This window comes from Pseudoalteromonas sp. TAE79, assembly GCF_000498015.1.
Lineage (GTDB): Bacteria > Pseudomonadota > Gammaproteobacteria > Enterobacterales > Alteromonadaceae > Pseudoalteromonas.
On record NZ_AUTL01000117.1, the window covers coordinates 1 to 23,552 of the forward strand.

At 39.8% G+C, this 23,552-nt stretch carries 23 protein-coding genes and 1 pseudogene; 12 read left to right on the forward strand and 12 right to left on the reverse strand.

From position 1 onward, the window contains the following. From L655_RS01000000125275 to pdhR, 3 genes and pseudogenes are all read right to left on the reverse strand, one after another. Positions 1 to 784 (reverse strand): annotated as a pseudogene (locus tag L655_RS01000000125275) (biotin/lipoyl-containing protein); the annotation flags it as partial. A gap of 10 nt (positions 785 to 794) precedes the next feature. Then, the gene (aceE, locus tag L655_RS0107010) at positions 795 to 3,461 is read right to left on the reverse strand and encodes a pyruvate dehydrogenase (acetyl-transferring), homodimeric type (protein WP_002957763.1); all 2,667 of its coding nucleotides are present in this window, start codon (positions 3,459 to 3,461) and stop codon (positions 795 to 797) included. A 90-nt stretch (positions 3,462 to 3,551) separates the two neighbouring features. Continuing rightward, positions 3,552 to 4,301: a pyruvate dehydrogenase complex transcriptional repressor PdhR gene (gene pdhR, locus L655_RS0107015; RefSeq protein ID WP_008170672.1), complete on the reverse strand. Its 750-nt coding sequence runs from the start codon at positions 4,299 to 4,301 to the stop codon at positions 3,552 to 3,554. Positions 4,302 to 5,163: 862 nt separating this feature from the next. Between pdhR and L655_RS0107020 the strand changes: the two genes are divergently transcribed. After that, the gene (locus tag L655_RS0107020; RefSeq protein ID WP_024604550.1) at positions 5,164 to 5,616 is read left to right on the forward strand and encodes a transposase; all 453 of its coding nucleotides are present in this window, start codon (positions 5,164 to 5,166) and stop codon (positions 5,614 to 5,616) included. A gap of 254 nt (positions 5,617 to 5,870) precedes the next feature. Here the strand turns inward: L655_RS0107020 and ampE are convergent, their stop codons facing one another. Continuing rightward, the gene (gene ampE / locus L655_RS0107025) at positions 5,871 to 6,722 is read right to left on the reverse strand and encodes a beta-lactamase regulator AmpE (protein ID WP_024604551.1); all 852 of its coding nucleotides are present in this window, start codon (positions 6,720 to 6,722) and stop codon (positions 5,871 to 5,873) included. A 13-nt stretch (positions 6,723 to 6,735) separates the two neighbouring features. Continuing rightward, positions 6,736 to 7,290, reverse strand: a complete 555-nt coding sequence (gene ampD, locus L655_RS0107030; RefSeq protein WP_024604552.1) for a 1,6-anhydro-N-acetylmuramyl-L-alanine amidase AmpD — start codon at positions 7,288 to 7,290, stop codon at positions 6,736 to 6,738. A 235-nt stretch (positions 7,291 to 7,525) separates the two neighbouring features. Here ampD and nadC point away from each other — a divergent pair, with 235 nt between their 5' ends. The 7 genes from nadC (at position 7,526) to yacG (ending at position 14,434) form a co-directional block, all read left to right on the forward strand. Beyond that, positions 7,526 to 8,371 (forward strand): carboxylating nicotinate-nucleotide diphosphorylase, encoded by an 846-nt coding sequence (gene nadC / locus L655_RS0107035; protein WP_024604553.1) that lies wholly within the window; start codon positions 7,526 to 7,528, stop codon positions 8,369 to 8,371. Positions 8,372 to 8,920: 549 nt separating this feature from the next. Next, entirely contained in the window at positions 8,921 to 9,382 is a 462-nt protein-coding gene (locus tag L655_RS0107045; RefSeq protein ID WP_024604554.1) for a pilin, read from the forward strand. A gap of 89 nt (positions 9,383 to 9,471) precedes the next feature. After that, positions 9,472 to 10,698: a type II secretion system F family protein gene (locus L655_RS0107050; protein ID WP_024604555.1), complete on the forward strand. Its 1,227-nt coding sequence runs from the start codon at positions 9,472 to 9,474 to the stop codon at positions 10,696 to 10,698. 36 nt (positions 10,699 to 10,734) lie between these two features. Continuing rightward, positions 10,735 to 11,643, forward strand: coding sequence for an A24 family peptidase (locus tag L655_RS0107055; protein WP_024604556.1), 909 nt, complete (start codon positions 10,735 to 10,737; stop codon positions 11,641 to 11,643). Between the two features lies 1 nt (position 11,644). After that, on the forward strand, positions 11,645 to 12,286 hold the full coding sequence (coaE, locus tag L655_RS0107060; RefSeq protein WP_024604557.1) for a dephospho-CoA kinase: 642 nt from the start codon (positions 11,645 to 11,647) through the stop codon (positions 12,284 to 12,286). Between the two features lie 126 nt (positions 12,287 to 12,412). Next, positions 12,413 to 14,089, forward strand: coding sequence for a type IV-A pilus assembly ATPase PilB (gene pilB / locus L655_RS0107065; protein ID WP_024604558.1), 1,677 nt, complete (start codon positions 12,413 to 12,415; stop codon positions 14,087 to 14,089). 114 nt (positions 14,090 to 14,203) lie between these two features. Next, a complete protein-coding gene (yacG, locus tag L655_RS0107070; RefSeq protein ID WP_024604559.1) occupies positions 14,204 to 14,434 on the forward strand; it encodes a DNA gyrase inhibitor YacG in 231 nt (76 codons plus the stop codon). A gap of 72 nt (positions 14,435 to 14,506) precedes the next feature. Here yacG and L655_RS0107075 read toward each other — a convergent pair whose 3' ends face one another. Further along, a complete protein-coding gene (locus tag L655_RS0107075; RefSeq protein WP_024604560.1) occupies positions 14,507 to 14,995 on the reverse strand; it encodes a Spy/CpxP family protein refolding chaperone in 489 nt (162 codons plus the stop codon). A 428-nt stretch (positions 14,996 to 15,423) separates the two neighbouring features. Between L655_RS0107075 and L655_RS0107080 the strand changes: the two genes are divergently transcribed. The 3 genes from L655_RS0107080 to L655_RS0107090 all read left to right on the forward strand — a co-directional run bounded on the left by L655_RS0107080 (position 15,424) and on the right by L655_RS0107090 (position 18,427). Next, positions 15,424 to 16,113, forward strand: a complete 690-nt coding sequence (locus tag L655_RS0107080) for a response regulator (protein WP_024604561.1) — start codon at positions 15,424 to 15,426, stop codon at positions 16,111 to 16,113. After that, a complete protein-coding gene (locus L655_RS0107085) occupies positions 16,091 to 17,476 on the forward strand; it encodes an ATP-binding protein (protein ID WP_024604562.1) in 1,386 nt (461 codons plus the stop codon). The genes L655_RS0107080 and L655_RS0107085 overlap by 23 nt, the downstream gene beginning before the upstream one ends. Positions 17,477 to 17,479: 3 nt before the next feature. Beyond that, complete coding sequence (locus L655_RS0107090; protein WP_024604563.1) at positions 17,480 to 18,427, forward strand: alpha/beta fold hydrolase; 948 nt, start codon at positions 17,480 to 17,482, stop codon at positions 18,425 to 18,427. On the opposite strand, the gene L655_RS0107095 is transcribed toward L655_RS0107090, so the two are convergent. Beyond that, the gene (locus L655_RS0107095; protein WP_050582191.1) at positions 18,387 to 19,193 is read right to left on the reverse strand and encodes a cation diffusion facilitator family transporter; all 807 of its coding nucleotides are present in this window, start codon (positions 19,191 to 19,193) and stop codon (positions 18,387 to 18,389) included. The two genes, L655_RS0107090 and L655_RS0107095, sit on opposite strands and share 41 nt — an antisense overlap. 160 nt (positions 19,194 to 19,353) lie before the next feature. On the opposite strand from L655_RS0107095, the gene trmL reads away from it, so the two are divergent. Further along, a complete protein-coding gene (trmL, locus tag L655_RS0107100) occupies positions 19,354 to 19,818 on the forward strand; it encodes a tRNA (uridine(34)/cytosine(34)/5-carboxymethylaminomethyluridine(34)-2'-O)-methyltransferase TrmL (protein ID WP_024600144.1) in 465 nt (154 codons plus the stop codon). 68 nt (positions 19,819 to 19,886) lie between these two features. On the opposite strand, the gene gpsA is transcribed toward trmL, so the two are convergent. The 5 genes from gpsA to L655_RS0107125 all read right to left on the reverse strand — a co-directional run. Next, on the reverse strand, positions 19,887 to 20,894 hold the full coding sequence (gpsA, locus tag L655_RS0107105) for an NAD(P)H-dependent glycerol-3-phosphate dehydrogenase (RefSeq protein WP_024604565.1): 1,008 nt from the start codon (positions 20,892 to 20,894) through the stop codon (positions 19,887 to 19,889). A gap of 3 nt (positions 20,895 to 20,897) precedes the next feature. Then, positions 20,898 to 21,383 carry a protein-export chaperone SecB gene (gene secB / locus L655_RS0107110; RefSeq protein ID WP_024604566.1) on the reverse strand — a complete coding sequence of 162 codons (486 nt, stop codon included), beginning with the start codon at positions 21,381 to 21,383 and terminating at the stop codon, positions 20,898 to 20,900. A 34-nt stretch (positions 21,384 to 21,417) separates the two neighbouring features. Then, a complete protein-coding gene (grxC, locus tag L655_RS0107115) occupies positions 21,418 to 21,675 on the reverse strand; it encodes a glutaredoxin 3 (RefSeq protein ID WP_024600147.1) in 258 nt (85 codons plus the stop codon). Between the two features lie 31 nt (positions 21,676 to 21,706). Further along, positions 21,707 to 22,138, reverse strand: coding sequence for a rhodanese-like domain-containing protein (locus tag L655_RS0107120; protein WP_024604567.1), 432 nt, complete (start codon positions 22,136 to 22,138; stop codon positions 21,707 to 21,709). 427 nt (positions 22,139 to 22,565) lie between these two features. Further along, positions 22,566 to 23,552: IS110 family transposase (locus L655_RS0107125; RefSeq protein WP_024604568.1), on the reverse strand; the 987-nt coding region annotated here is incomplete at its 5' end.

Consider the following 23,552-nt stretch of genomic DNA (forward strand, 5'->3'; position numbering starts at 1 on the left):
GCGGCTACTTTAATTTCTTTAACTGTACCTGCAAATGGAGCTGGTACTTCCATTGCAGCTTTGTCGCCTTCAACGTTTAAGATTGATTGATCTTCTGAAACCTCATCGCCAACGGCAACCATAATTTCAGTTACTTCAACTTCATCGCCACCAATATCAGGCACATTAACTTCTTTAGTGCTTGGTGCTGAACTTGCTGTTGAGCTCTCAGCTGGCGCTTCTACAGGAGCCGACTCTTTAGCCGGTGCTGCAGATTCACTTCCTGCTACTTCAAAAACAAACANCCAGCGGCTACTTTAATTTCTTTAACTGTACCGGCAAATGGAGCTGGAACTTCCATTGCTGCCTTGTCGCCTTCCACGTTTAAGATAGATTGCTCTTCTTCAACGGTGTCACCAACAGAAACCATGATTTCAGTTACTTCAACTTCATCATCGCCAATATCTGGTACAGTTACTTCTTTAATTGAAGAACCTGCAGAAGCAGCTGGTGCTGCCTCTTCAGATTTAGCTGGAGCAGCGGCTGATGTATTTTTCTCATCAGTGCCTTCACTCTCGCCTTCAAACAAAAATACTAAAGAGCCTGTTGTAACGGTGTCGCCAACGTTAACTTTAATCTCTTTTACAGTCCCCGCTTGAGAAGCAGGTATTTCCATTGATGCTTTGTCGCCTTCAACATTTAGTAATGATTGGTCAACATCTACTTTATCGCCAACGCTTACTAATATTTCGGTTACTTCTACTTCGTCGTCACCAATATCAGGTACTTTAATTTCAATACTCATTGCAAACCTCTTATGCGTACAGTGGGTTAAGTTTGTTAGTGTCGATGTTGAACTTTTTAAGTGCTTCAACAACTACTGACTTCTCAACTTCACCGCGTTTAGCAAGTTCAGATAACGTAGCAACAACAACGTAGCTTGCGTTAACTTCAAAGTGACGACGTAGGTTTTCACGGCTATCAGAACGACCGTAACCATCTGTACCTAACACTTTGTAGTTGCTGCTTGGAATGAATGAACGCGCTTGTTCTGCGTAGTTTTTCATGTAATCCGTTGCTGCAACAGTCACAGAGTCGTTTAATACGCTTGTGATAAATGCTGTTTTTTGCTCGCTTTCAGGATTAAGCATGTTGAAACGCTCAACATCTTGACCATCACGCGTTAGCTCATTGAAAGATGTTACTGAGTAAACATCTGATGCAATACCATATTCTTCGCTTAAGATTGAAGCAGCTTTGCGCACTTCAGTCATAATGGTACCTGAGCTTAATAGCTGTACGTTGGCTTTTTTACCTTCGTAACTTTCAAGCTTGTAAATACCTTTACGAATACCTTCTTCAGCGCCTTCTGGCATAGCTGGTTGATGGTAGTTTTCGTTCATAAGCGTTAGGTAGTAGTAAATATTTTCTTGGTCGTCACCGTACATACGACGAATACCGTCTTGTACAATAACAGCCACTTCAAACGCGTAAGTTGGGTCATAAGAAACACAGTTAGGAACCGTGTTTGCAAGAATGTGGCTGTGACCATCTTCGTGTTGTAAGCCTTCACCATTTAGCGTTGTACGACCCGCTGTAGCACCTAATAAGAAACCACGTGCTTGTTGATCGCCCGCCATCCATGCCATGTCGCCAACACGTTGGAAACCAAACATAGAGTAGTAAATGTAGAATGGGATCATTGGTAAATCGTTAGTGCTGTATGATGTTGCAGCAGCAACCCATGACGACATTGCACCTAACTCATTGATACCTTCTTGCAATACTTGACCTGAAGTTGCTTCTTTATAGTAAGAAACAATATCACGATCCTGTGGCGTGTAGTTTTGGCCATGCGGATTGTAAATACCGATTTGACGAAATAAACCTTCCATACCAAATGTGCGCGCTTCATCTGCAATAATTGGTACGATATTTTTACCAATGCCTTTATCTTTTAATAAGATATTAAGTGCACGAACAAAGCCCATAGTAGTAGATATATCACGCTTTTGCTCTTCAAGTAGTGGCTTAAATGCATCTACTTCTGGCAACGTAAGTTTTTCACTAAAACGTGGAATACGCTTAGGTGTGTAGCCTTTAAGCTCATCACGACGCGCATGTAGGTACTTGTACTCAGGTGAACCTTCTTCAAGCTCTAGGTATGGTAATTCTTTTAATTGCTCTTCAGATACTAAGTCATCAAGACCAAGGCGTGAACGTAAATGTGCAACATGCGACATGTCCATTTTTTTCACTTGGTGCGCAATGTTTTTACCTTCAGCGGCTTCACCCATGCCGTAACCTTTTACAGTTTTAGCAAGAATTACAGTTGGACGACCTTTTGTCTCTTCTGCTTTTTTAAATGCAGCAAATAGTTTTGATGGCTCATGACCACCACGCTTAAGCGCAAAAATTTCATCATCTGTCATATCAGCAACAAGGGCAGCTGTTTCAGGGTAGCGACCAAAGAAATGCTCACGCACGTATGCGCCATCTTTAGCTTTGTATGTTTGGTAATCGCCATCAATTGTTTCGTTCATCAATTGTAGTAATTTACCTGTTGTGTCTTTAGCAAGCAGAATATCCCAACCGCTGCCCCACACTAGTTTAATTACGTTCCAGCCAGCGCCTTTAAACAAGCCTTCTAACTCTTGAATAATTTTACCGTTACCCATAACTGGGCCGTCTAAACGCTGTAAGTTACAGTTAATTAAATAACAAAGATTATCTAGTTTTTCACGTGCAGCGAAAGAAATAGCACCACGTGATTCTGGCTCATCCATTTCACCGTCACCTAAAAACGCATATACACGTTGGTTTTTAGTGTCTTTTAAGCCACGACCATCTAAGTATTTTAAGAAGCGTGCTTGATAAATTGATGAAATAGGACCTAAGCCCATTGATACCGTAGGGAACTGCCAAAACTCAGGCATTAACTTAGGGTGTGGGTACGATGGTAAGCCTTCGCCATCAACTTCTTGGCGGAAGTTATCTAGTTGCGCAGCCGATAAACGACCTTCAACAAATGCTCGTGCATAAATACCTGGAGAAATATGACCTTGGTAATAAACTAAGTCACCACCGTCTACATCATTTGGCGCTTTAAAGAAGTGGTTAAAACACACTTCATAAAATGCAGCAGATGATTGGTAAGACGCCATATGGCCGCCTAAGTCGAGATCTTTTTTAGATGCACGTAGAACGATCATAATCGCGTTCCAACGTATAATTGAACGAATACGACGCTCAAGATTTACATCACCCGGGTAAGCAGGTTCTTGATCTACAGGAATAGTATTAACGTAGTTCGTGGTAATACCCGTTGGCATATCAACGCCATCTAAACGGGCTTGCTCTAATACTTGCTCAAGTAAAAACTGAGCTCGTTCAACACCTTCTTCGCGCACAACTGATTCAAGAGCTTGTAACCACTCTTGTGTTTCTAGCGCGTCTACGTCAATTTTATTGACTTCAGACATATGGAGGTTTCCTTATGTTTAAAATACGAATATTGTTAATTTAATATCACAGCTACTTAATTTGTGTGTTCAAAGTAGTTATGTACTAACTTAATTTTGTTTAGTGCGTCTTAAACTACGTTCAATTCGCGAATGCTCTTTGCCTGCTTCAAGTAGTGCTTCTTCGATAAATGCTAAGTGCGCATTACTTGCTAAACGGGCTTGTTCTGGATTACCGTCAATAACGGCATCCATTAATAAACGCCTGTGCTCGGCTAACTGACTGCTAATATCTGACTTTTTTAATAAAACAGTTAAATTTTGCAATACATTTTGCTCAAGCAGCGCTTTCATGCCTCTTACTAAATGCAGTAAAACCACATTATGCGAGGCTTCTGCCACGCTAAAGTGAAATGCATTAATTGCTTTTGCTTTTTGCTGTAAATCATCATTAACGAGGGCAATTTTATCAAAGCTTTCTTTCACTTTACTAAAATCGTTGCTGGTTCCGCGCAGTGCCGCGTAGTAAGCAGCAATCCCTTCTAATGCATGACGAAATTCAAGTAAATCAAACTGCGACTCAGGGTGTTTACTAATCAAATCAAAAAGTGGATCAGTAAGCCCTTCTTCGAGCTGATTTTTTACAAACGTGCCGCCACCTTGGCGACGCGTAACTAAACCTTTCGCTTCTAATTTTTGAATTGCCTCACGCAGTGACGGGCGAGACACTTCAAATTGCTTTGCTAGTTCACGCTCTGGTGGCAACTTTTCACCTGGTGCTAACGAGCCTTCAAGAATCATGTTCTCGAGTTGCTGTAAAATAACATCAGATAACTTTGCTGCTTTGATCTTTAAAGACATGAATCAACGTCCGCGTTGTATAAATACCAAGAGCCCATAAAGCGGGGCTTTGAGTAGTATGATTTACCCAAAAGGTAAATTGGTCATACCAAAAATTTTCAATACGGTATCAAAAACCTTATTAGCTGTCAATTTACAGGTAATTTGAGCAATTAAAGTAGCGTAACGCATTTTGAACGAAGATTAAACAATGCGCAATTTACAAAAACTGTTATAACGTTAATAGGATGAAAACAATTGGTCTGACCAGAAAAATAGAGTGTTAACTCTAGTTGAATTTATTAAAGAAATTAACAACAGGATGAAAGTAAACCACAATGCGCGATATAAAACTGCGACTACGCAATATCGTAGCAGCGGGTTTACCCCGCGACTATTGTACAAGTAATTACCTAAACGTAAAACACAATGCGCGATGTAAAATCGCGACTACGCAATATCGTAGCAGCGGGTTTACCCCGCGACTATTGTGCAAGTAATTACCTAAACGTAAAACACAATGCGCGATGTAAAATCGCGACTACGCAATATCGTAGCAGCGGGTTTATCCCGCGACTATTGTGCAAGCAATTACCTAAACGTAAAACGCAATGCGCGATGTAAAATCGCGACTACGCAATATCGTAGCAGCGGATTTGCCCCGCGACATTTAGCAACTAATCTCCCAACCGAGAAACACAATGCGCGATATAAAATCGCGACTACACAATATCGTAGCAGCGGGTTTATCCCGCGACATTTAGCAACTAATCTCCCAACCGAGAAACACAATGCGCCATATAAAATCGCGACTACGCAAATTTATAAAAATTGCATATGCTTTAAATTCGTGGGTCTGTGATTGCTAAAATACGGGTATGTTATGCATCGTTCATATTTATTACGAAAGGGAAGAGTATCAAAAGCAAATCACTATTACGCTATTACACTGGTTTGTCATGAGCGAAATAACCTACTCACAAGCTTAATAATTAATAGAGCTATTATCAATGAAATGAGGAAATTAGAAAGAGAGCAACTGATTAAATCAAATACTTTCGTGATAATGCCAAACCATATTCATTGGTTACTACAATTATCCGATAGCGCAACATTAAGCGAGGTAATTAGAAGCTTCAAAGGACGCTCAGCCACGGTGTATAGACAATTTGGCAGACAAAAGCTTTGGCAAAAAGGGTTTTATGATCACTTAATAAGAAATACCGAAGACTTAAATAGCTGTGCTAGATACATAGTCGCAAACCCTTTGCGTGCAAATTTAATAGAAAATATTGCAGACTACCCATATTGGGATAGTATTTATCTAAACTCGTAGCAACGGGTTTACCCCGCGACATTTAGCAACTAATCTCCTAACTAAAAAAAACACAATGCGCGATGTAAAATCGCGACTACACAATATCGTAGCAGCGGGTTTACCCCGCGACATTTGGCAACTAATCTCCCAACCGAAAAACACAATGCGCGATATAAAATCACGACTACGCAATCGTAGCAGCGGGTTTACCCCGCGACATTTAGCAACTAATCTCCCAACCGAGAAACACAATGCGCGATATAAAATCGCGACTACGATAGTCCGCCAAATAATGTAAGTAGCGCTATAAGTACTAAGTAAAATAATACATTGCGCTTAACAAGCTTAATCATACAAGTGGCTTCGTAGGTACAGCCGTAATAACGCTTTTCAACTTGCTCTGCAGCAAGTGCAGTACATGTTACTACTTCTCGGTTTGGAGATTTAAAGTTAAGTACGTAACGTAACCAACAGCTCGTGCCTTTATTAAAGTTACCTATTACTAAATAACCAAAGCTGGTAATACGTGCAGGTAACCAGTCGAGCCAAAACAATAGTTTATGTGTAAGTTTAAAACGCTTAGCAAATATTACTTTATGATCTTCTCGTACTAAATCAGCTACAGTACGCACCAGTGCATATAAAACCGCACCTGGCGCGCCTAAAACAACAAACCAAAAAATAACCGCGCAGTAAAATCTAAAGTTCACCCAAGCCAATGTTTGCCCAAAGGTTTCGCCACCATCTTGATCATCAGTACGCTTTTGACCTATTTGCAACGCATATAAAGATGCAGCAGTACCATCATCTCGCGTTAACGCATTTAAGTACGACTTATATAAAGCACGCTGCTTAGCACAACCAAAGCAAACCAAAAGCACCGCGATATTAATGCCCAGCTGCCACAATACAAAATCTGACAAACAATAAATTAGTGCCACCGCAATCACTGGGAGTAAAAGCCAAATTAAAAAGCCCGGTGCAGAACTAAATAACCCTTTGTCACCTAGTAGTTTATTAGAGCGATTTAAATAACCATTTGTGTAGTAGCTTATCTGCCAGTAATTAGACCGAGCCCCTAAACGCTCCAGAATCAATGCAATTATTATAGAAACTAAAATCATGGGAATAACTCTCTTAACTTAGTTGTTCAAGCATATTAAAAAACAATGGCCAATTAAAGCTACTGCCAGGATCTGTTTTACGCCCAGGGGCAATATCGCAATGCCCAACAATACGCGAAGGGGTAATTTTTGGATAGCGTTGCATTATAGATTTACTAATAATAGTTAATGTTTTGTACTGTGCTAAAGAATATGGTGCGATGTCGGTACCTTCAAGTTCAATACCAATGCTAAAGTTATTACACGCAGGCGCGTCCTCAAACTCAGATTGACCTGCATGCCAAGCACGCCTTTCAAAAGGTACATATTGTATAGCCTCACCGGTGCGCTTTATAAAACAATGGGCCGATACACGTAAATTCCTTAAGTCACTAAAACTTGGATGAGCATTACAGTCAATGCACCCCATAAATAACCCATCAACAAAAGGGGTGCCAAACTGCCCTGCTGGCAATGATATATTGTGAATCACCAATAAAGAAATATCAGCCTCATCAGGGCGCTCATCAAAATGCGAACAAGGCCGCTGCGCTACCGTACTTAAAACACCATTTAAATCTATTTTCATGATACGTTTATTATATAAACACCAAGAGATACATAGTACTGATGCTAAAGGATTTATTAAAACAATGATAGTAACAAGCGAGGTATAAAACCTCACCTACAAATAATTCAAACCCATACGTAGGTACGAATCTACTTCAAGCGCTTATCTTTATATTGGTGAAAATGCAATCGCTTCTCTTTCTTTTATAAACATAGTAAAATTTGCTTAATTTATTAACGCTTATGAGCATTCCATGTCTATTTCGCACACTCTTATTACTCAGCTTGTTACTCTAGCACTTGACGAAGATTTAAATTATCAAACCGCACAAGAAGGCGATATTACCGCGCAATTGATCCCTCAAAATGAGCAAGCAAACGCCAAAGTAATCACCCGCGAAGACTGTATTTTTTGCGGAAAAGACATCATCCTTGAAGTATTTAAACAAGTAGACCCAAGCGTTAAGGTTAATGTACTTATAAACGATGGCGACGCAGTTAAGGCAAACGGCACATTATTTACAGCCACTGGTTCAGCGCGTTCAATATTAACTGCCGAGCGTACTGCACTTAACTTTGTACAAACGTTATCGGGTACAGCCACTACTACAGCGCATTACGTAAAAGAGTTAAACGGCACCACTACACAATTACTCGATACACGTAAAACAATTCCAGGTCTGCGCGCGCTGCAAAAATACGCAGTAAAGTGTGGCGGTGGTGCAAATCATCGTATTGGGTTATTTGACGCTTTTTTAATTAAAGAAAATCATATTGCGGCTTGTGGCTCAATAAACAAAGCCGTGACGCAAGCTAAACAAAACCAACCAAACAAACCAATAGAAGTAGAAGTTGAATCACTTGTTGATCTAAAACAAGCGCTAGATGCGGGTGCCGATATTATAATGCTCGACAACTTTAACGTAGAGCAAATTAAGCAAGCTGTAGTGGTTACTAACAAACGCGCAAAACTTGAAGTTTCGGGCAATATGACCTTACAAACGCTTAAAACTTTCTCACAAGCTGGGGTAGACTTTATATCAAGTGGGGCGTTAACAAAAAACTTACAATCAATCGATTTATCAATGCGATTTGATTAATAATAACGCAGACTTTAAATTTAAACTGCGCTAATTCATTGACAATAGATACTATAAAGCATTAAATAACCCGAAAGGATTGCTTTTTAACATTTTGTTAAATAAAATGCTTTTTTAAATATAACCCGTGTACTAAAAAGTAAAAAACAGTGGTAAACTCACGCTGTTGTACTATAAATGAATGTACCATTAATATAAAAGCACTAATTAGCTGGTTTAATATTAATGAATGCAATGAAATGTATAAAAAGTTAAGTATTTATACGGCTATACCTAAAAATATAAGCGAATTTATAAATATAAAAGTAACTCAATAACACATTAAAGTGCTAAATATTGGCAACTTTAATAACTAAATGCACAGCGTGTTCTTGTTTATACAAACTAAAATACGCTGTACAGTAAATTTTGTTCTTTAAATAAACAGGTTAGGTAAACAGTTTAAATAAACAAATTAAGTAAACAGGTTAAATAAACAAATTAAGCCAAGCACTAATGCTACTTAAATAACGTTTATTTACCACAACATTATCCTTTAGGAGAGGAAACATGAAAACAATGACACAACAGAACCAAAAGGGTTTCACCCTAATTGAATTAATGATCGTAGTAGCAATAATCGGTATTCTGGCAGCAGTAGCATTGCCTGCATATCAGGATTATACTGTTAGGGCTAAAGTTACTGAAGGTCTTTCATTAGCTTCTGGAGCTAAAACAACTGTTGCAGAGAATGCAAGTTCTGCCGCAGATTTAGATTTAGGTTGGACTGCTCCGCCTGCAACAGATAACGTGACTAGTGTTGGTATTACAAAAGCTACCGGGGTGATAACTATTAATTATACTGCTGCTGCGGGCGACGGAACGATAGAGCTTGCACCTCTTTCTGGTGGTGCGGCTCTTGCTAGCGGCACCCTTCCTTCTGGCTCTATTACATGGACTTGTACCGGTGGTAGTTTGGCTTCTAAATATAGACCTTCTAACTGTAGAGCTGCAGCAAAAGATCCTGAATAATTTATATAACAAACATAACACTTGTAAAAAACTTAACAAGGTAGCTATTTTAGCTACCTTGGCTATTATAATGTAAAAAGAGTGTTTTAATGGCAAAAAAAGATGGTGCAAGCCAGGATGTTTTTCAATGGGTTGGCGTTAGCGCTCGAGGCAAGCGTCTGGAGGGTGAAATAACCGGCTCTAGTGTTGCGTTAGTTAAAGCGCAATTGCGTAAACAAGGTATCACCCCCTCTAAAGTAAAACGTAAAGCTAAGCCCTTATTTGGTATCGCAAGTAAACAAAAAATAACCCCAAAAGATATTGCCCTAGTTACTCGGCAAATTGCTACCATGCTGATGGCGGGCGTGCCACTTATTCAGTCAATTGAAATGATAGGTTCCGGCTCTTCCAATAAAAGTGTAAGTAAACTCATGGAAACCATTGCTGATGAAGTAAAGGCTGGCCAACCGTTATCGCAGGCACTGCGACATCACCCCCGTTATTTTGATGATTTATATTGCGATTTAGTGGCATCGGGCGAGCAATCTGGCGCTTTAGATAAAATATTCGACCGCGTTGCTATTTATAAAGAAAAGTCTGAAGCACTAAAATCAAAAATTAAAAAAGCGATGTTTTACCCTATTGCGGTATTAGTTATCGCACTTATAGTTACCTCAATATTGCTAATATTTGTTGTACCGCAATTTCAGGATATTTTTGCTGGTTTTGGTGCTGAGCTCCCTGCATTTACCCTATTTGTAATTGGTATATCGGAGTTTATGCAGGAATATTGGTGGATGATGCTAATAGCAATTATTGCATTCGGCTGGGCTTTTAAAGAGGCCAAACTAAAAAGCTTAAAACTCCGCGATGCTACCGACAGAGCTGTTTTAAAACTGCCAATCATTGGTATGATTTTAAATAAAGCGGCTGTTGCCCGTTATGCGCGTACCCTTTCGACCACTTTTGCCGCTGGTGTACCGCTAGTTGATGCGCTGGATTCTGCTGCAGGCGCCTCGGGTAATGCGGTTTACCGTTACGCTATTTTAGATATTAAAGCCGAGGTTAGCTCGGGTAACCAAATGAACTGGGCAATGCGTAACTCTAAAATATTTCCTGACATGGTAATACAAATGGTGGCTATTGGTGAAGAGTCAGGCTCGCTCGATGGCATGCTAGGTAAGGTAGCGACTATTTATGAGCAAGAAGTTGATGATGCAGTAGATGGACTATCAAGCTTGCTAGAACCATTAATCATGGCCGTATTAGGCGTGCTAGTTGGTGGTTTAATTATTGCCATGTACTTGCCTATATTCCAACTTGGTGCAGTTGTTTAGGTTTTTAAGCTCATTATTTAATTATTTGGTCGTTATATGCAAAGTATTATAGAAGTAATGCAAAGCCAATTATGGTTTTATTTAACCACTATTGGCTTGGTGAGTTTGTGTGTTGGTAGTTTCTTAAACGTAGTTATTTACCGTTTGCCACTAATAATGCAACGCGAATGGCAAGGCGAATGTCGGCTGCTTTTAGAAAGCGAACTTAAAAGTAATAAAAAAAACACCAACGAGCCTTTTAGCTCAGATTTAAACTCAACTTTTAATTTAGTAAAGCCCAACTCTACCTGCCCTAAATGTAAAGCCGCAATTAAAGCGTGGCAAAATATTCCTGTTATTAGCTGGTTATTTTTAAAAGGTAAATGCGCCAGTTGTAGTAACCCGATATCGGCTCGCTATCCTATTGTAGAGGCAATAACTGCACTATTAAGCTTAGTGGTTGCATATAAGCTGGGCGCTACTGAGCAGGCTTTACTTTATATAGCAATTACTTGGGCTTTAGTAGCGCTTACCTTTATTGATATTGACCATATGCTACTGCCCGACCAAATTACCCTACCGCTTGTATGGCTGGCGCTTATTGCTGCAGTACTGGGCTATACCGTTACCCCAACTGATGCCATTATTGGTGCTGCTTGCGGCTATTTGAGTTTGTGGAGCGTATTTTGGTTATTTAAGTTACTAACCGGAAAAGAAGGCATGGGTTATGGCGATTTTAAATTGCTTGCTGTATTTGGTGCTTTGCTTGGCTGGCAGTCATTGCTTACTATTATTCTGTTTTCGAGCGTAGTGGGTGCCATTATAGGTATTGCACTGTTAAGCATACAAGGTAAAGACAAAGCGACCCCTATCCCTTTTGGCCCTTATTTAGCGATAGCAGGCTGGATCACTATGCTTTGGGGCAACCAAATTCAAGGCGCTTATTTTAATTTAATAGGTTATTAAAATGAGTGAGCAAATTACTAAAGTAAACAGCTGGGTATTAGGTTTAACAGGCGGTATTGGCTGTGGCAAAACGGCCGTAAGCAATATGTTTGAAGAGCTTGGTATTACAATAGTTGATGCCGATATAATTGCGCGCGAAGTAGTACTCCCAAATAGCAAAGGGCTAAAAGCGATTACAGCCCACTTTGGTGAACATATTTTATTGCCTGATGGCACATTAAATAGAGCAGAGCTACGCGCAAAAATATTTACTAACAACAGTGACAAAGAATGGCTTAATGCGTTGCTACACCCTCTTATTCGCGCAAAAATACTAAACCATTTAAATAATGCAACTAGCCCTTATGTTGTTTTAGTAGCGCCTTTATTGTTTGAAAACAACCTTGATAAATATTGCAACCACACTTTACTTATTGATGTACCAAGCTGTGTACAAATAGCGCGTACAGTAAAACGCGATAGCACAAGTATTAAGCAAGTTAAAAGTATTATTGCCTCGCAAATGTCACGTGCCGATAAACAGCAAAAAGCGAATGATATTTTAAATAACGACCGTAGTTTAAACCTAGTGCATATAGAACTTGTTGATCTTCATAAAAAGTACCTACAATATGCATTACACAACAAAACTAACTCACATTAACACTGTCCTAACTCACACAAACTCGTATTTTAGTTAGTAAAATCACAACAAAGAATGAAAGGTGATGTAATCACCTTCTTTTTTCTGATAAATTGCTAACTATTGAAGGAATAAAACAGGTGCGCAATGAATATTAACTCACCGTTATTGAGAAAATTTATAACCCTTGGCCGCATTGATGCCGACACGGTTAAAAACAAACAAAATGAATTTGCCTCAACAGCTGAGCTTATTTCTAAATGTGGAAAAATCGATAGTAAAGATTTAGCTGAACAATGTATTGATTTGTTTCGCGTACCTTATTTTGATTTAAAAGACTTTGATCTTACAAAAATCCCGGCCGATCTCGTAAAAGAAAAACTCATACGTAAACATCACATTTTGCCGCTTGTTCAAAAAGATCGAAAAGTTTATATAGCAGCATCAGACCCAACAGATTACGGCGCATTCGAAAACTTTGAATTTAGTACCGGTCTCTCATGTGAAATTGTTGTTGTTGATTATATTCAACTCGATAACAAAATTGAGCAGTTGCTAGATGCCACTGGCAGCTTAAATTTAACTGATGACGAGTTTCAAGAATTTGCTGATTTAGACTCAGAAAGCCAAAGAGATACAGCTCCACAAGATGACGATAAAGATGATGCGCCTATCATCGTTTACATTAACAAAATTTTAATGGATGCCATTAAAAAAGGCGCCTCTGATTTACACTTTGAACCGTATGAGCACAAGTACCGTATTCGCTTTCGTATTGATGGCATTTTGCATGAAGTGGCAAGCCCACCTAATACATTAGCAACCAAGCTTTCTGCGCGTATTAAAGTAATGTCGCGACTCGATATTGCCGAAAAACGCAAACCACAAGATGGTCGAATAAAACTAAAAATTACTGAACGCAAAAGTATCGACTTTCGTGTAAGTACCATGCCTACCTTGTGGGGTGAAAAAATAGTAATGCGTATCCTTGATTCATCAAGCGCTATGTTAGGCATTGATGTATTAGGCTATGAGCCTGAGCAGAAAAAGCTCTATATGGATGCGCTTGCCCAGCCTCAAGGGATGATATTGGTAACAGGGCCAACGGGTTCTGGTAAAACCGTATCGCTATACACAGGTTTAAATATATTAAACCAGCCAGAGCGTAATATTAGTACTGCGGAAGATCCGGTTGAGATTAACCTTGAAGGTGTAAACCAGGTACAAATTAATATTAAAGCCGATATGACTTTTGCCAACGCACTGCGTGCATTTTTACGTCAAGATCCTGATGTAGTTATGGTAGGTGAAATACGTGACCTTGAGACTGCTGAAATATCAATAAAAGCAGCGCAAACAGGTCACTTGGTTTTATCAACATTGCATACAAACTCAGCGCCCGAAACCATTACCCGCTTATTAAACATGGGCGTACCTGCATATAACGTAGCAAGTTCAATTAGCTTAATTATAGCTCAGCGCCTAGCGCGCCGATTATGCCCTAAATGTAAAACGCCAGAACAACTTCCGAGTGAAGAACTTGCTCGCCAAGGATTTAGTGCCGAGCAAATTGAAGAAATGACGTTATATATGCCTAAAGGGTGTGATAGCTGTACTGATGGTTACAAAGGGCGTGTGGGTATTTACGAAGTAATGCAAATTACTCCTGAAATAGCCCAAATTATTATGCGCGGTGGTAACTCGCTTGAAATAGCTGACGTTTCACTTAAAGCCGGATTTAATAATTTACGTTTATCAGGTTTACGCAAAGCAGCCGATGGCCTTACATCCCTTGGTGAAATTAATCGCGTGACTAATTTTTAAAGGTCCATAGTAAAAGTGACAAGGTTCTGAACACTAAACTCAGAGCCTTACTTATACCTAGAGACTCATATCTAAGTAATGTAAAATGCAGAAAAAGATTGTAAAGAGTAAATTATGCCTACTATTGTAAACTGCCCGACCTGCAAAACTAAAGTTGAATGGTCAGAGCAAAGCCCATTTCGCCCTTTTTGCTCCAAGCGCTGTCAGCTAATTGATTTGGGTGATTGGTCGTTTGAAAATAATAAAATTTCTGCGCCAATCACCTCAGCAGAAGAGTTTAGCCAAGACATGATTGAAGATATTGAAGCTATGCTGGCTAAAAATGAAGATGACTTTTTTAAGTGATTTATCTTCATAATGCCCTAAATACAAAAACCAGCATTACGCTGGTTTTTTAGTATTTACAAAAAAGTAAAATTAACTTTTTTGTTTACGGTGCTTTTTATTCATACGCTTTTGCATTTTAGCAAACTTCTCTTTTTGCTCAGCGTTAAGCACTTGCATTACTTGGTGTTGTGTTTTTAGTTTAATTAAACCAAATTGCTCACCTTTTTCGCGGCGTTCATTTAATAGCTCTTTTGCTGCATTTTCGTCAAATGTCGCAGCCGAAAGTAATGCATCCATTTTTGCTTTGTGCGCTTCACGCATCGCTTTACGGGCTTCTTTATCGTCGCCACGCAGTGCTTTCATTTGTGTTTTTTGTGCTTCAAAAATAGCTTTTAGCTTAGTTTGCTGTTCATCTGTTAGGCTTAATTTTTCAACGCCGCGATCAGAAAGTAAAAAACGAGCTTGAGAATGGCCTTGCTTATGCCCGTCGCCTTTAGCTAATACGCTACCAGCGCCAAGAGTTGCTGTTGCTAAGCCACAAATAAGTACTAATTTTGATAGTGTGTTTACTTTAGTCATAATCATTACCTTAATATTGGGTTGGTTGTGGCTAACATACCCAATCAACCGCAAGAAACGAGTTTCAGTTGGAATTAAAAACTATTTAGGCAAGGCATTGATTGTAACCAATGGTTGCTCCCTTGTTAAAATCGATAACGCAGAATAAATCGTTTTAAAACCAACCCTTTGGGCGTTTCACAGCAACTAGCTCTCGGTGTTGTGACTTTTTAAAAGGGAATGCCATTCTTGCAAAGTCACGCCTTGATAGCCAGCTGCTGTGAAACGCTGAATTCTGTATCTTGAGGCTGACTGGGTATACGCCAGTGAGTTAACTATACCTAACTCAACGCAAAGTAACGCAAAGCAGTGTAAAGGTTGTGTAAAGATTCACCTTTGCACTATTTAGCGGGTAAAATAACGCTATAAACAACTCTAAGGGTTTGTAAATGAAACTATTAATGATTGATGACGACACTGGCCTTTGTGAGCTATTAAGTGAATATTTAACTGCCCAAGGCTTTGAAATACAAAGCGTACACGACGGTGAACAAGGCCTTAAACTAGCACAAGCAAATGACTACGCCCTGATATTGCTAGATGTAATGTTACCAACGCTTGATGGTTTTGAAGTACTTAAACAACTTAGGCAAACAAAACTCACACCGGTAATAATGCTTACAGCAAAAGGTGAAGACTTTGACCGTATTTTTGGTCTAGAGCTAGGCGCTGACGATTACATTCCAAAGCCTTTTAATCATCGTGAATTACTAGCCCGCGTAAAAGCAATAACTCGCCGTATAGAGCACATTAATAGCTTAAATGTAGCTACAACGAGTAAGTTACTCGTTAATGGCATTACTGTTAACCTTGCTGCGCGCGAGGCTTCAATAGACGGCTCTACACTAACGCTTACTGGTACAGAGTACGAAATACTCACGCTATTGTGTAAAAATGCAGGTGAAGTGGTTAGTAAAGAGCAAATTAGTGAAGAAGTACTAGGTAGGCGTTTAGCTTCTTTCGATCGCTCTATCGATATGCATGTAAGTAATATCCGCAAAAAAATAGGAGAGCATATTCCAGGTGAGCGAATTAAAACAATGAGAGGTACGGGTTATGTCTTTATCCAAGGCGAATGAAAGCACTTACTTTGCTTGGTTAAAACACCCTGGGCACTACCTGTTTTTTAAAATATTTATTTGGTTTTGGTTAACTATAATCGGCACCGTTGCAGCGCTTATATTTTTAAGTAACATTACCGCTATTAACGCGGTAACTAACGAGCCGCTTTATGGCCCTATGAAAAAAAACTTAATATATACCGCCAAAAGTATTGAGCGCACTGCTATTAAACATAAGCGCAGCCTAAGCGATGTATTAGTACACCCTCGCCTATCAAAGCGTAAACTTTTATACTTAAGCGCAGCTCAAAGCGAGGACTCTCTTAGCAGTAAAGAGGTGCCAGAGAGCATCGACTTAAGTTTATTAAACTTTACTCAAAATATGTCACCACAAATTATTTTCACTGAGAAATATCAAGCCTTCGGCCCTGTTAACATAAACGTGCCTGAAGGGAGTTTTTATCTTTACGAAATAGATATTAACCATCAACCGCCGCTATTAATGCGCTTTAAGCTTATGCCTAATTGGATGAAAATAGTCATCGCAATTGTTGCATCTCTCATTTTAAGTTTTGTATTTAGCCGTAACTTAATAGCCCCTATAAATAGCCTTAAAAAAGCAGCTATTAAATTATCTGCGGGTAACTTAAGTGCAAGGGCCGATATTTCTGTAAACCGTAAAGATGAACTCGGAATACTTGGGCGAGATTTTAACAGCATGGCTAATCAGTTAGAGCTTTTAATTAGCTCACAAAAACGCTTATTAGCCGACATATCACATGAATTACGATCGCCTCTTACACGTTTAAAAATGGCTANTAGCCAATCGTATTTATTACGCATAGAAAAAGAAGCAAACCAGCTCGATAAAATGATTGCAGACGTGCTGCAAGTTTCTCGCTTAGAAGCAAAAAGCCAAGCGCTTTCACTGCAAAAACAATCATTACAAATAATTGTAGATCACGTTATTAACGATGCGCAGTTTGAAGCAAAACAAAATAATAAGCAGCTAAATATAGTGGGCGCTGTAGACGTAAATATTAATTGCGACGAAAGCCTTATTGCCAGCGCACTTGAAAACTTACTACGCAACGCTATCAAATACGCAAATAATACTATTAGCATTACTCTAAAGCATGCTGATGCCATTTATATAGAAATATGTGATGATGGCTCTGGTGTGCCAAATGAGCAACTGGGCAAGCTTTGCGAGCCCTTTTTTAGGCAATCAGATGCGCGGGATCGCGTAAGTGGTGGCACGGGTTTAGGGCTGGCGATTGCTAAAAATGCTATTACTGCGCATGGTGGCAGTTTAGTATTATCAAATAAAGAACTAGGTGGCTTGTGTGCTAATATAACCTTGCCATTAATAAAAGAGTAAAGCATGTTTTATAGTTCAGAAGCCCAGCTTGAGAGCAATCAAGAGGCCATTAATGTTTTTTATACTTCAAATTTAATTAAAAGCTACTTAGATACGCCATCAGGAAAGCTATTTTACGCATACGCAATCCCTAAAAACGCGACAACCGCAATAGTAGTAAGTACAGGGCGTATTGAAGGCCTAGAAAAATATAAAGAACTGCTCTGGGAGCTGTATTGTAATAATTTTGCTGTGTTTATTATGGATCATCAAGGTCAGGGCCGCTCTTACAGGCACCTTAAAAATAAACATAAAGGCTTTGTAAAACATTATAATAACTACAGCAGTGACCTAAATAACTTTGATCAGCAAATAGTTTCAAAACATTGGCAAGGTAAAAAAGTCATGCTGGCTCATTCAATGGGTGGCGCCATTGCTATTGATTATTTAGCAAAATTTGAAAATAGCTATAAAGGCGTGTTTTTGTCTGCTCCTATGTTTGATATTTTCACAAAAGACGTACCCAAAATACCAACGAAGTTTATTGTTAAATTAGCCACTTTACTTGGTTTACACTCTTGCTATGCATTTGGACAAGGCAACTACAACCCGATCCCATTTACCGAAAACGTACTTACTAGCAGCGAGAAGCGTTACACCTACTTTAGGCAAACCTATAAATTAGAACCTAACATACAATTAGGTGGCGTTACGTTTGGCTGGTTAGCAGCTACAATATCGTTTTTAAAGTCTGTTGATAACCTAAACGTACCAATCCCTTTGTTTATAGCAAGTGCAGCTAGCGATACAGTGGTAAATAACAAAGCACAGTACAGTCTTGCAAAAAGGCATGCTCATGCAACGATTGAGAGTTTTGAAGGCGCTAAACACGAGCTATTTTTTGAACGTGATGAAATACGCCAGCCATTGCTTAAGAGCTTGTATCAGTTTTGTGAGTCGGTGACGGCTTAACAAGTACCGACAAAGGGTCTAGGTGGATCAGTATATCTACCTCAGACTCAAAGCGTTCGCTAAGCATTGCCTCTACTTCATCAGCCACATTGTGCGCGCGAATCAAACTTAAATGATCATCAAGCTCTAAGTGCATTTGGATAAACTTAACTTTTCCGCCTTGGCGCGTACGAATATCATGCACACCATGTACATCAGCATGGGCTCTGGCTATATCAAATATGCTTTGCTTTTCATCGTCCGGCAGTTCTTTATCCATTAAATGATCGGCACTATCGCGAGCAATATCCCAGCTGTTATAAAGTAAGTAACCGGCAACACCTATCGCAAAAACAGGATCGGCATACAACACACCATAATAAGCTAACAAAATAGCTAATAGCACAGCGGCATTTAATATTAAATCACCTTTGTAATGTACTGAGTCGGCTTTTATAGCAATTGAATCGGTATACTTAACCACCTTGTTTTGTACAAATACAATGACGAGCGTACACGCAATAGCAAAAATACTTACCCACACACCTAATAAAGAATGGCTTAACTGTATAGGGTTAAATAACCGCTCAATACCATGAAAAGCAAGTAGGCAACCTGAGCCTGCAATAAACGCGGCTTGCCCAAGTCCAGCAAGTGCTTCAGCTTTACCGTGCCCAAACCTATGGTCATCATCTGCTGGGCGCAGTGCGTAGCCTAACACCAAAAAACTCATGGCGGNAAGCCACGCCCATGTTTTTGCGCCAATCATTAAACTAACCATTACCATGGTAACAGTGCTGGAAGTTTTAACCCAAAATTCGTAGCTACGGTTATGCACGTTTTAATCCGATAATTAGGAGTATTCAATAGTGTGAGTATATCATTTTTTTGAAGGGTTTCGTGTATACTGAAAATCGTTAAACTACAGATTATTTAAAAGGCTCACTATGCTGGATATTGTTTTATACCAACCTGAAATACCGCCTAACACTGGTAATATTATTCGCCTATGTGCCAATACCGGCTATGCACTGCATTTAATTGAGCCGTTAGGTTTTGAATGGGACGACAAACGAGTAAAGCGTGCGGGCCTTGATTACCACGAATTTAGCCATGTTCAACGCCATGCTTCTTTTGAAGATTATCTTGAGAAGTGCAAGCCTAAAAAAGTATATGCATGTACAACCAAAGGTAGCCAATTCCATCATGAAGCTAACTACGAAGCCGGCGACTGCTTAGTATTTGGACCTGAAACCCGCGGTCTACCTGATGATATGATCCAAGCACTGCCAAAAGAGCAACGTGTACGTATTCCTATGCAAGCAAATAGCCGTAGTATGAACCTGTCAAATGCAGTCGCCGTGTTTGTTTACGAGTCGTGGCGTCAGTTGGGCTTCCCTAACGCCCAGTAAGTATAATCCGTTAGGCAATAAAAAACCGACATAATGTCGGTTTTTTAGTTAAGGCCTAGCTCAAGCGCTTATTCAGCGCGTTGTTCTCGTCCTAAAAGAGCCATAGCGGCTTCTTTCATGTCTTTATTTTCATAAAGTACTTTATAAATTTGCTCAGTGATTGGCATTTCTACGCCAGCACGCTGCGCTAGTAAATACACTTCTTTAGTGTTTCTAAAGCCTTCAACTACTTGGCCAATAGACTCAATAGCAGCATCAACGCTCTCGCCTTTACCTAACGCCAAACCAAATCGACGATTACGTGATTGGTTATCTGTACAGGTTAGTATTAAATCACCAAGGCCTGCCATTCCCATAAAGGTTTCTGGCTTAGCACCCAAAGCGCAACCTAAACGAGTAAGCTCTGCAAGGCCTCGGGTTATAAGCGCGGTACGCGCATTAGCGCCAAAACCAACACCGTCCGAAATACCGGCACCAATGGCAATTACATTCTTAACCGCACCACCGAGCTGTATACCAATAAAATCATCATTGTTATACACACGGAATGAGCGACCACAATGAAGTAAATCAGCGAGCTGCTGAGCAAATTCAGGCGACGTAGAAGACACAGAAATAGCTGTAGGTGACCCCATAGCCATTTCTTTTGCAAACGTAGGCCCCGAAAGTACCGCAAGTGGTATGTCATCACCCAATTCTTGCAAAGCAACTTCTTGTAACAAACGTCCAGTATTAGGCTCAAGCCCTTTAGTTGCCCACGCTACTTTAGCACCCTCTTGCAGTGCAGGTTTTATCTGGGCAAGTGTGTCGCCAAAAGCATGACTTGGCACAACAACAAGTACAATAGCGCTGCTAGCAACGGCATGTTGTAAGTTAGCGTCAAGAGTCAGAGTGTCTGGGAAAGGAGCATCAGGTAAGTAACGTTGATTTTTCCGCTCAGCTGCAAGCGTGGCAACGTCGTCGCTATTTCGTCCCCAAAGTGTCACGTTGTGACCATTTCGGGCTAAACAAATAGCAAGGGCGGTGCCGTAAGACCCCGCCCCTAATACAGTAACAGCTGTAGTTGCTGTACTCATAGGTTATGCGTCTGCTGTAACCTGGTCAGCTTGCGCAGTACGTTGTTGCATGTATTGTGCAAACAATGCGTCAAAATTAACTGGCGCAAGGTTAAGCTGTGGGAAAGTACCACGGTTAACAAGGTTTGAAACAGCTTCGCGTGCATATGGGAACAACACGTTAGGACAAAATGCACCAAGCATATGTGCAAGCTGCACTTCTTCAACTTCAGCAATAGTAAAAATACCCGCTTGTTGAATTTCACATAAGAACGCAGTTTCTTCACCAATAGACGCAGTTACTGTTAGCGCTAAAACAACTTCAAATACACCTTCGTCCAGCTTGTTTGAACGTGTATCTAGGTCTAGCTTAACTTCTGGCGTCCACTCTTTTTGAAAAATGGCCGGAGAATTTGGCGTTTCAAACGATACATCTTTAGTGTAAATACGTTGAATAGTAAATTGTGCGCCAGCTTCAGCAGCGGCTACGTTTTGATTTTCTTCGTTCATTGTTATTCCTAACTTGTTCGTTATTATAATTAAATTAAGCGTTTAACTTAGCGTCAAGTTTACCTTGCGCTTCAATAGCCATCATGTCGTCGCAGCCACCGATATGTTCATCATTAATAAAAATTTGCGGTACTGTGCTTGCGCCACCGGCTTTAGCAATCATTTCAGCGCGTAGTTCAGGCTGTACACCAATATCATAATTAGTGTATTCAACGCCTTTGCTATTTAAAAGCGAAAGAGCACGCTGACAAAATGGACAATACGCCTTGGTGTATAAAACAACATTACTCATAATAAATCCTCTATCGGCCTAGCTAAACTGATTAGCGACCTGTTGTAGTTGGTAAGCTGGCAGATTGCCACGCACCCATGCCACCTGCTAATAAGTAAACTCGTTCAAAACCAGCTTTACTCATAGCGGCTGCAGTACCTTGGGCAGTCATACCTGTAGTACATACAACTATAATGGGTTTAGTCTTGTACTTTTCAAGGCTTGAAAAGTCAGATTTTTTCGCATTCTCTGGGCTCAAATGCTCAGCACCAGAAATACGCCCTGCATTAAACTCTTTTTGCGCACGTATATCGATTACTTGACCGTCATCACGGTTAATAAGTAACGTAAGCTGCTGAGGATTTATTTGACGAACAGCTGAAAGCTTACTTTTTATCCAGCCACTAACAATAAGGAAAACAATACCAACCCAAGCAAGGCTTAAAATGGGATGATTTGTAATAAATTCAATATATTGTTCCATTCTACTTCCACTATGAAATTATGTTTTAAAACGTGATGTTTTAAGGATTTTGTACTTTAGCCACGCAAGTATACCCAAACCAACCTAAAATGCGAGTTTAGGAGCACTTAGAGGCGTTTAAAAAACGATAAAGCCCCCCCATATATAGTTAACAAGAACTCTGGATAATAAATCTATCTCAAGCAGAGTTCATATATGGTCTCCTCCAGTATTGCAAGGTGTCATTCAACGATAGCAGGGACAGGTTTGCTGTCATATATACGGTCTTTTAGTGAAGATTATTACTTCTGACCTTGATGTAATCCGCGCATATTGTCCTGATCAGGTTATCGGTATTTACTACCACTGAACTCTATAGGTTTTCAATATGCAGGTTTGACCTGTTATGTCATCGTTTTAGCCACTTACGCAATTCTTTGAAGAGTATTTATACGGGTGAGTAACTCTCACCTGAAGCGCTAATAGCCCAAGCCATTCTCGCCATCTTGTTGGCATAAGCTACACATGCTCGATTATGCCCTCGAGTTTGAACCAGTCGGTTTATCCATTGACTTAATTTATCATTCTTCGTTTTTGCTCTTGAGACAACCGCTTTTGCTCCTTGGATCAACAGGCACCTTAAGTAGCTATTTCCTCGCTTACTTATCCCAAGTAAAGTATCTTTCCCGCCACTACTGTGTTGACGCGGAACGATACCTAAAGACGCTGAAACATCGCGGCCTCTTTTATAGTTACTGCCATTTCCAACTTCATTGAAATAGGCGCTTGATACCATAGGACCAAATCCAGGTATTGTTTGGATCCGTTGGCAAATATCATTATTTTTTGCTGTTTCAACTATTAATGTACTGTAAGTTTCAATGCAGCTGTCTAAGTTACTCAATTGTGTTTCTAACTGCTTTAGTACCGCTTTAAATGCGCCTGATAATCCGGTATTTTCATCTTCTAAAATTAGGGGGATACTTTTGCGTATTGTGTTTATACCCTGATTTAAAATAATTCCGTATTCAGCAGTTAAGCCTCGGATTTGATTGCATAGTGCCGTTCTTTGTCTGACCGCTAATTCTCTCGCTTTGTGCTGTGCTTGGTTATCTTGTTGCTCAACTGATTTTATACAGACACTCTTAATATGATGTTGTTTTGAAGCAACGCTAATTGCTAAAGCATCGTTATAATCATTTTTATTGCCAACTAAGAAGGCTTTTACATGCTGAGGTGGAATAAGCTTTATCTGATGACCACATTTTCTGATTTCTCGAGCCCAAAAATGAGAAGTTGCACAGGCCTCTAAAGCAACTAAACACGTAGTGTGTTGTTGGAAAAAAGATAACACTTGCGCACGCTTTAACATTTTCTTTTTAACTAAGCGCCCTTGTTCATTGCAGCACACCACATGGAAAAATCTTTTTGCTAT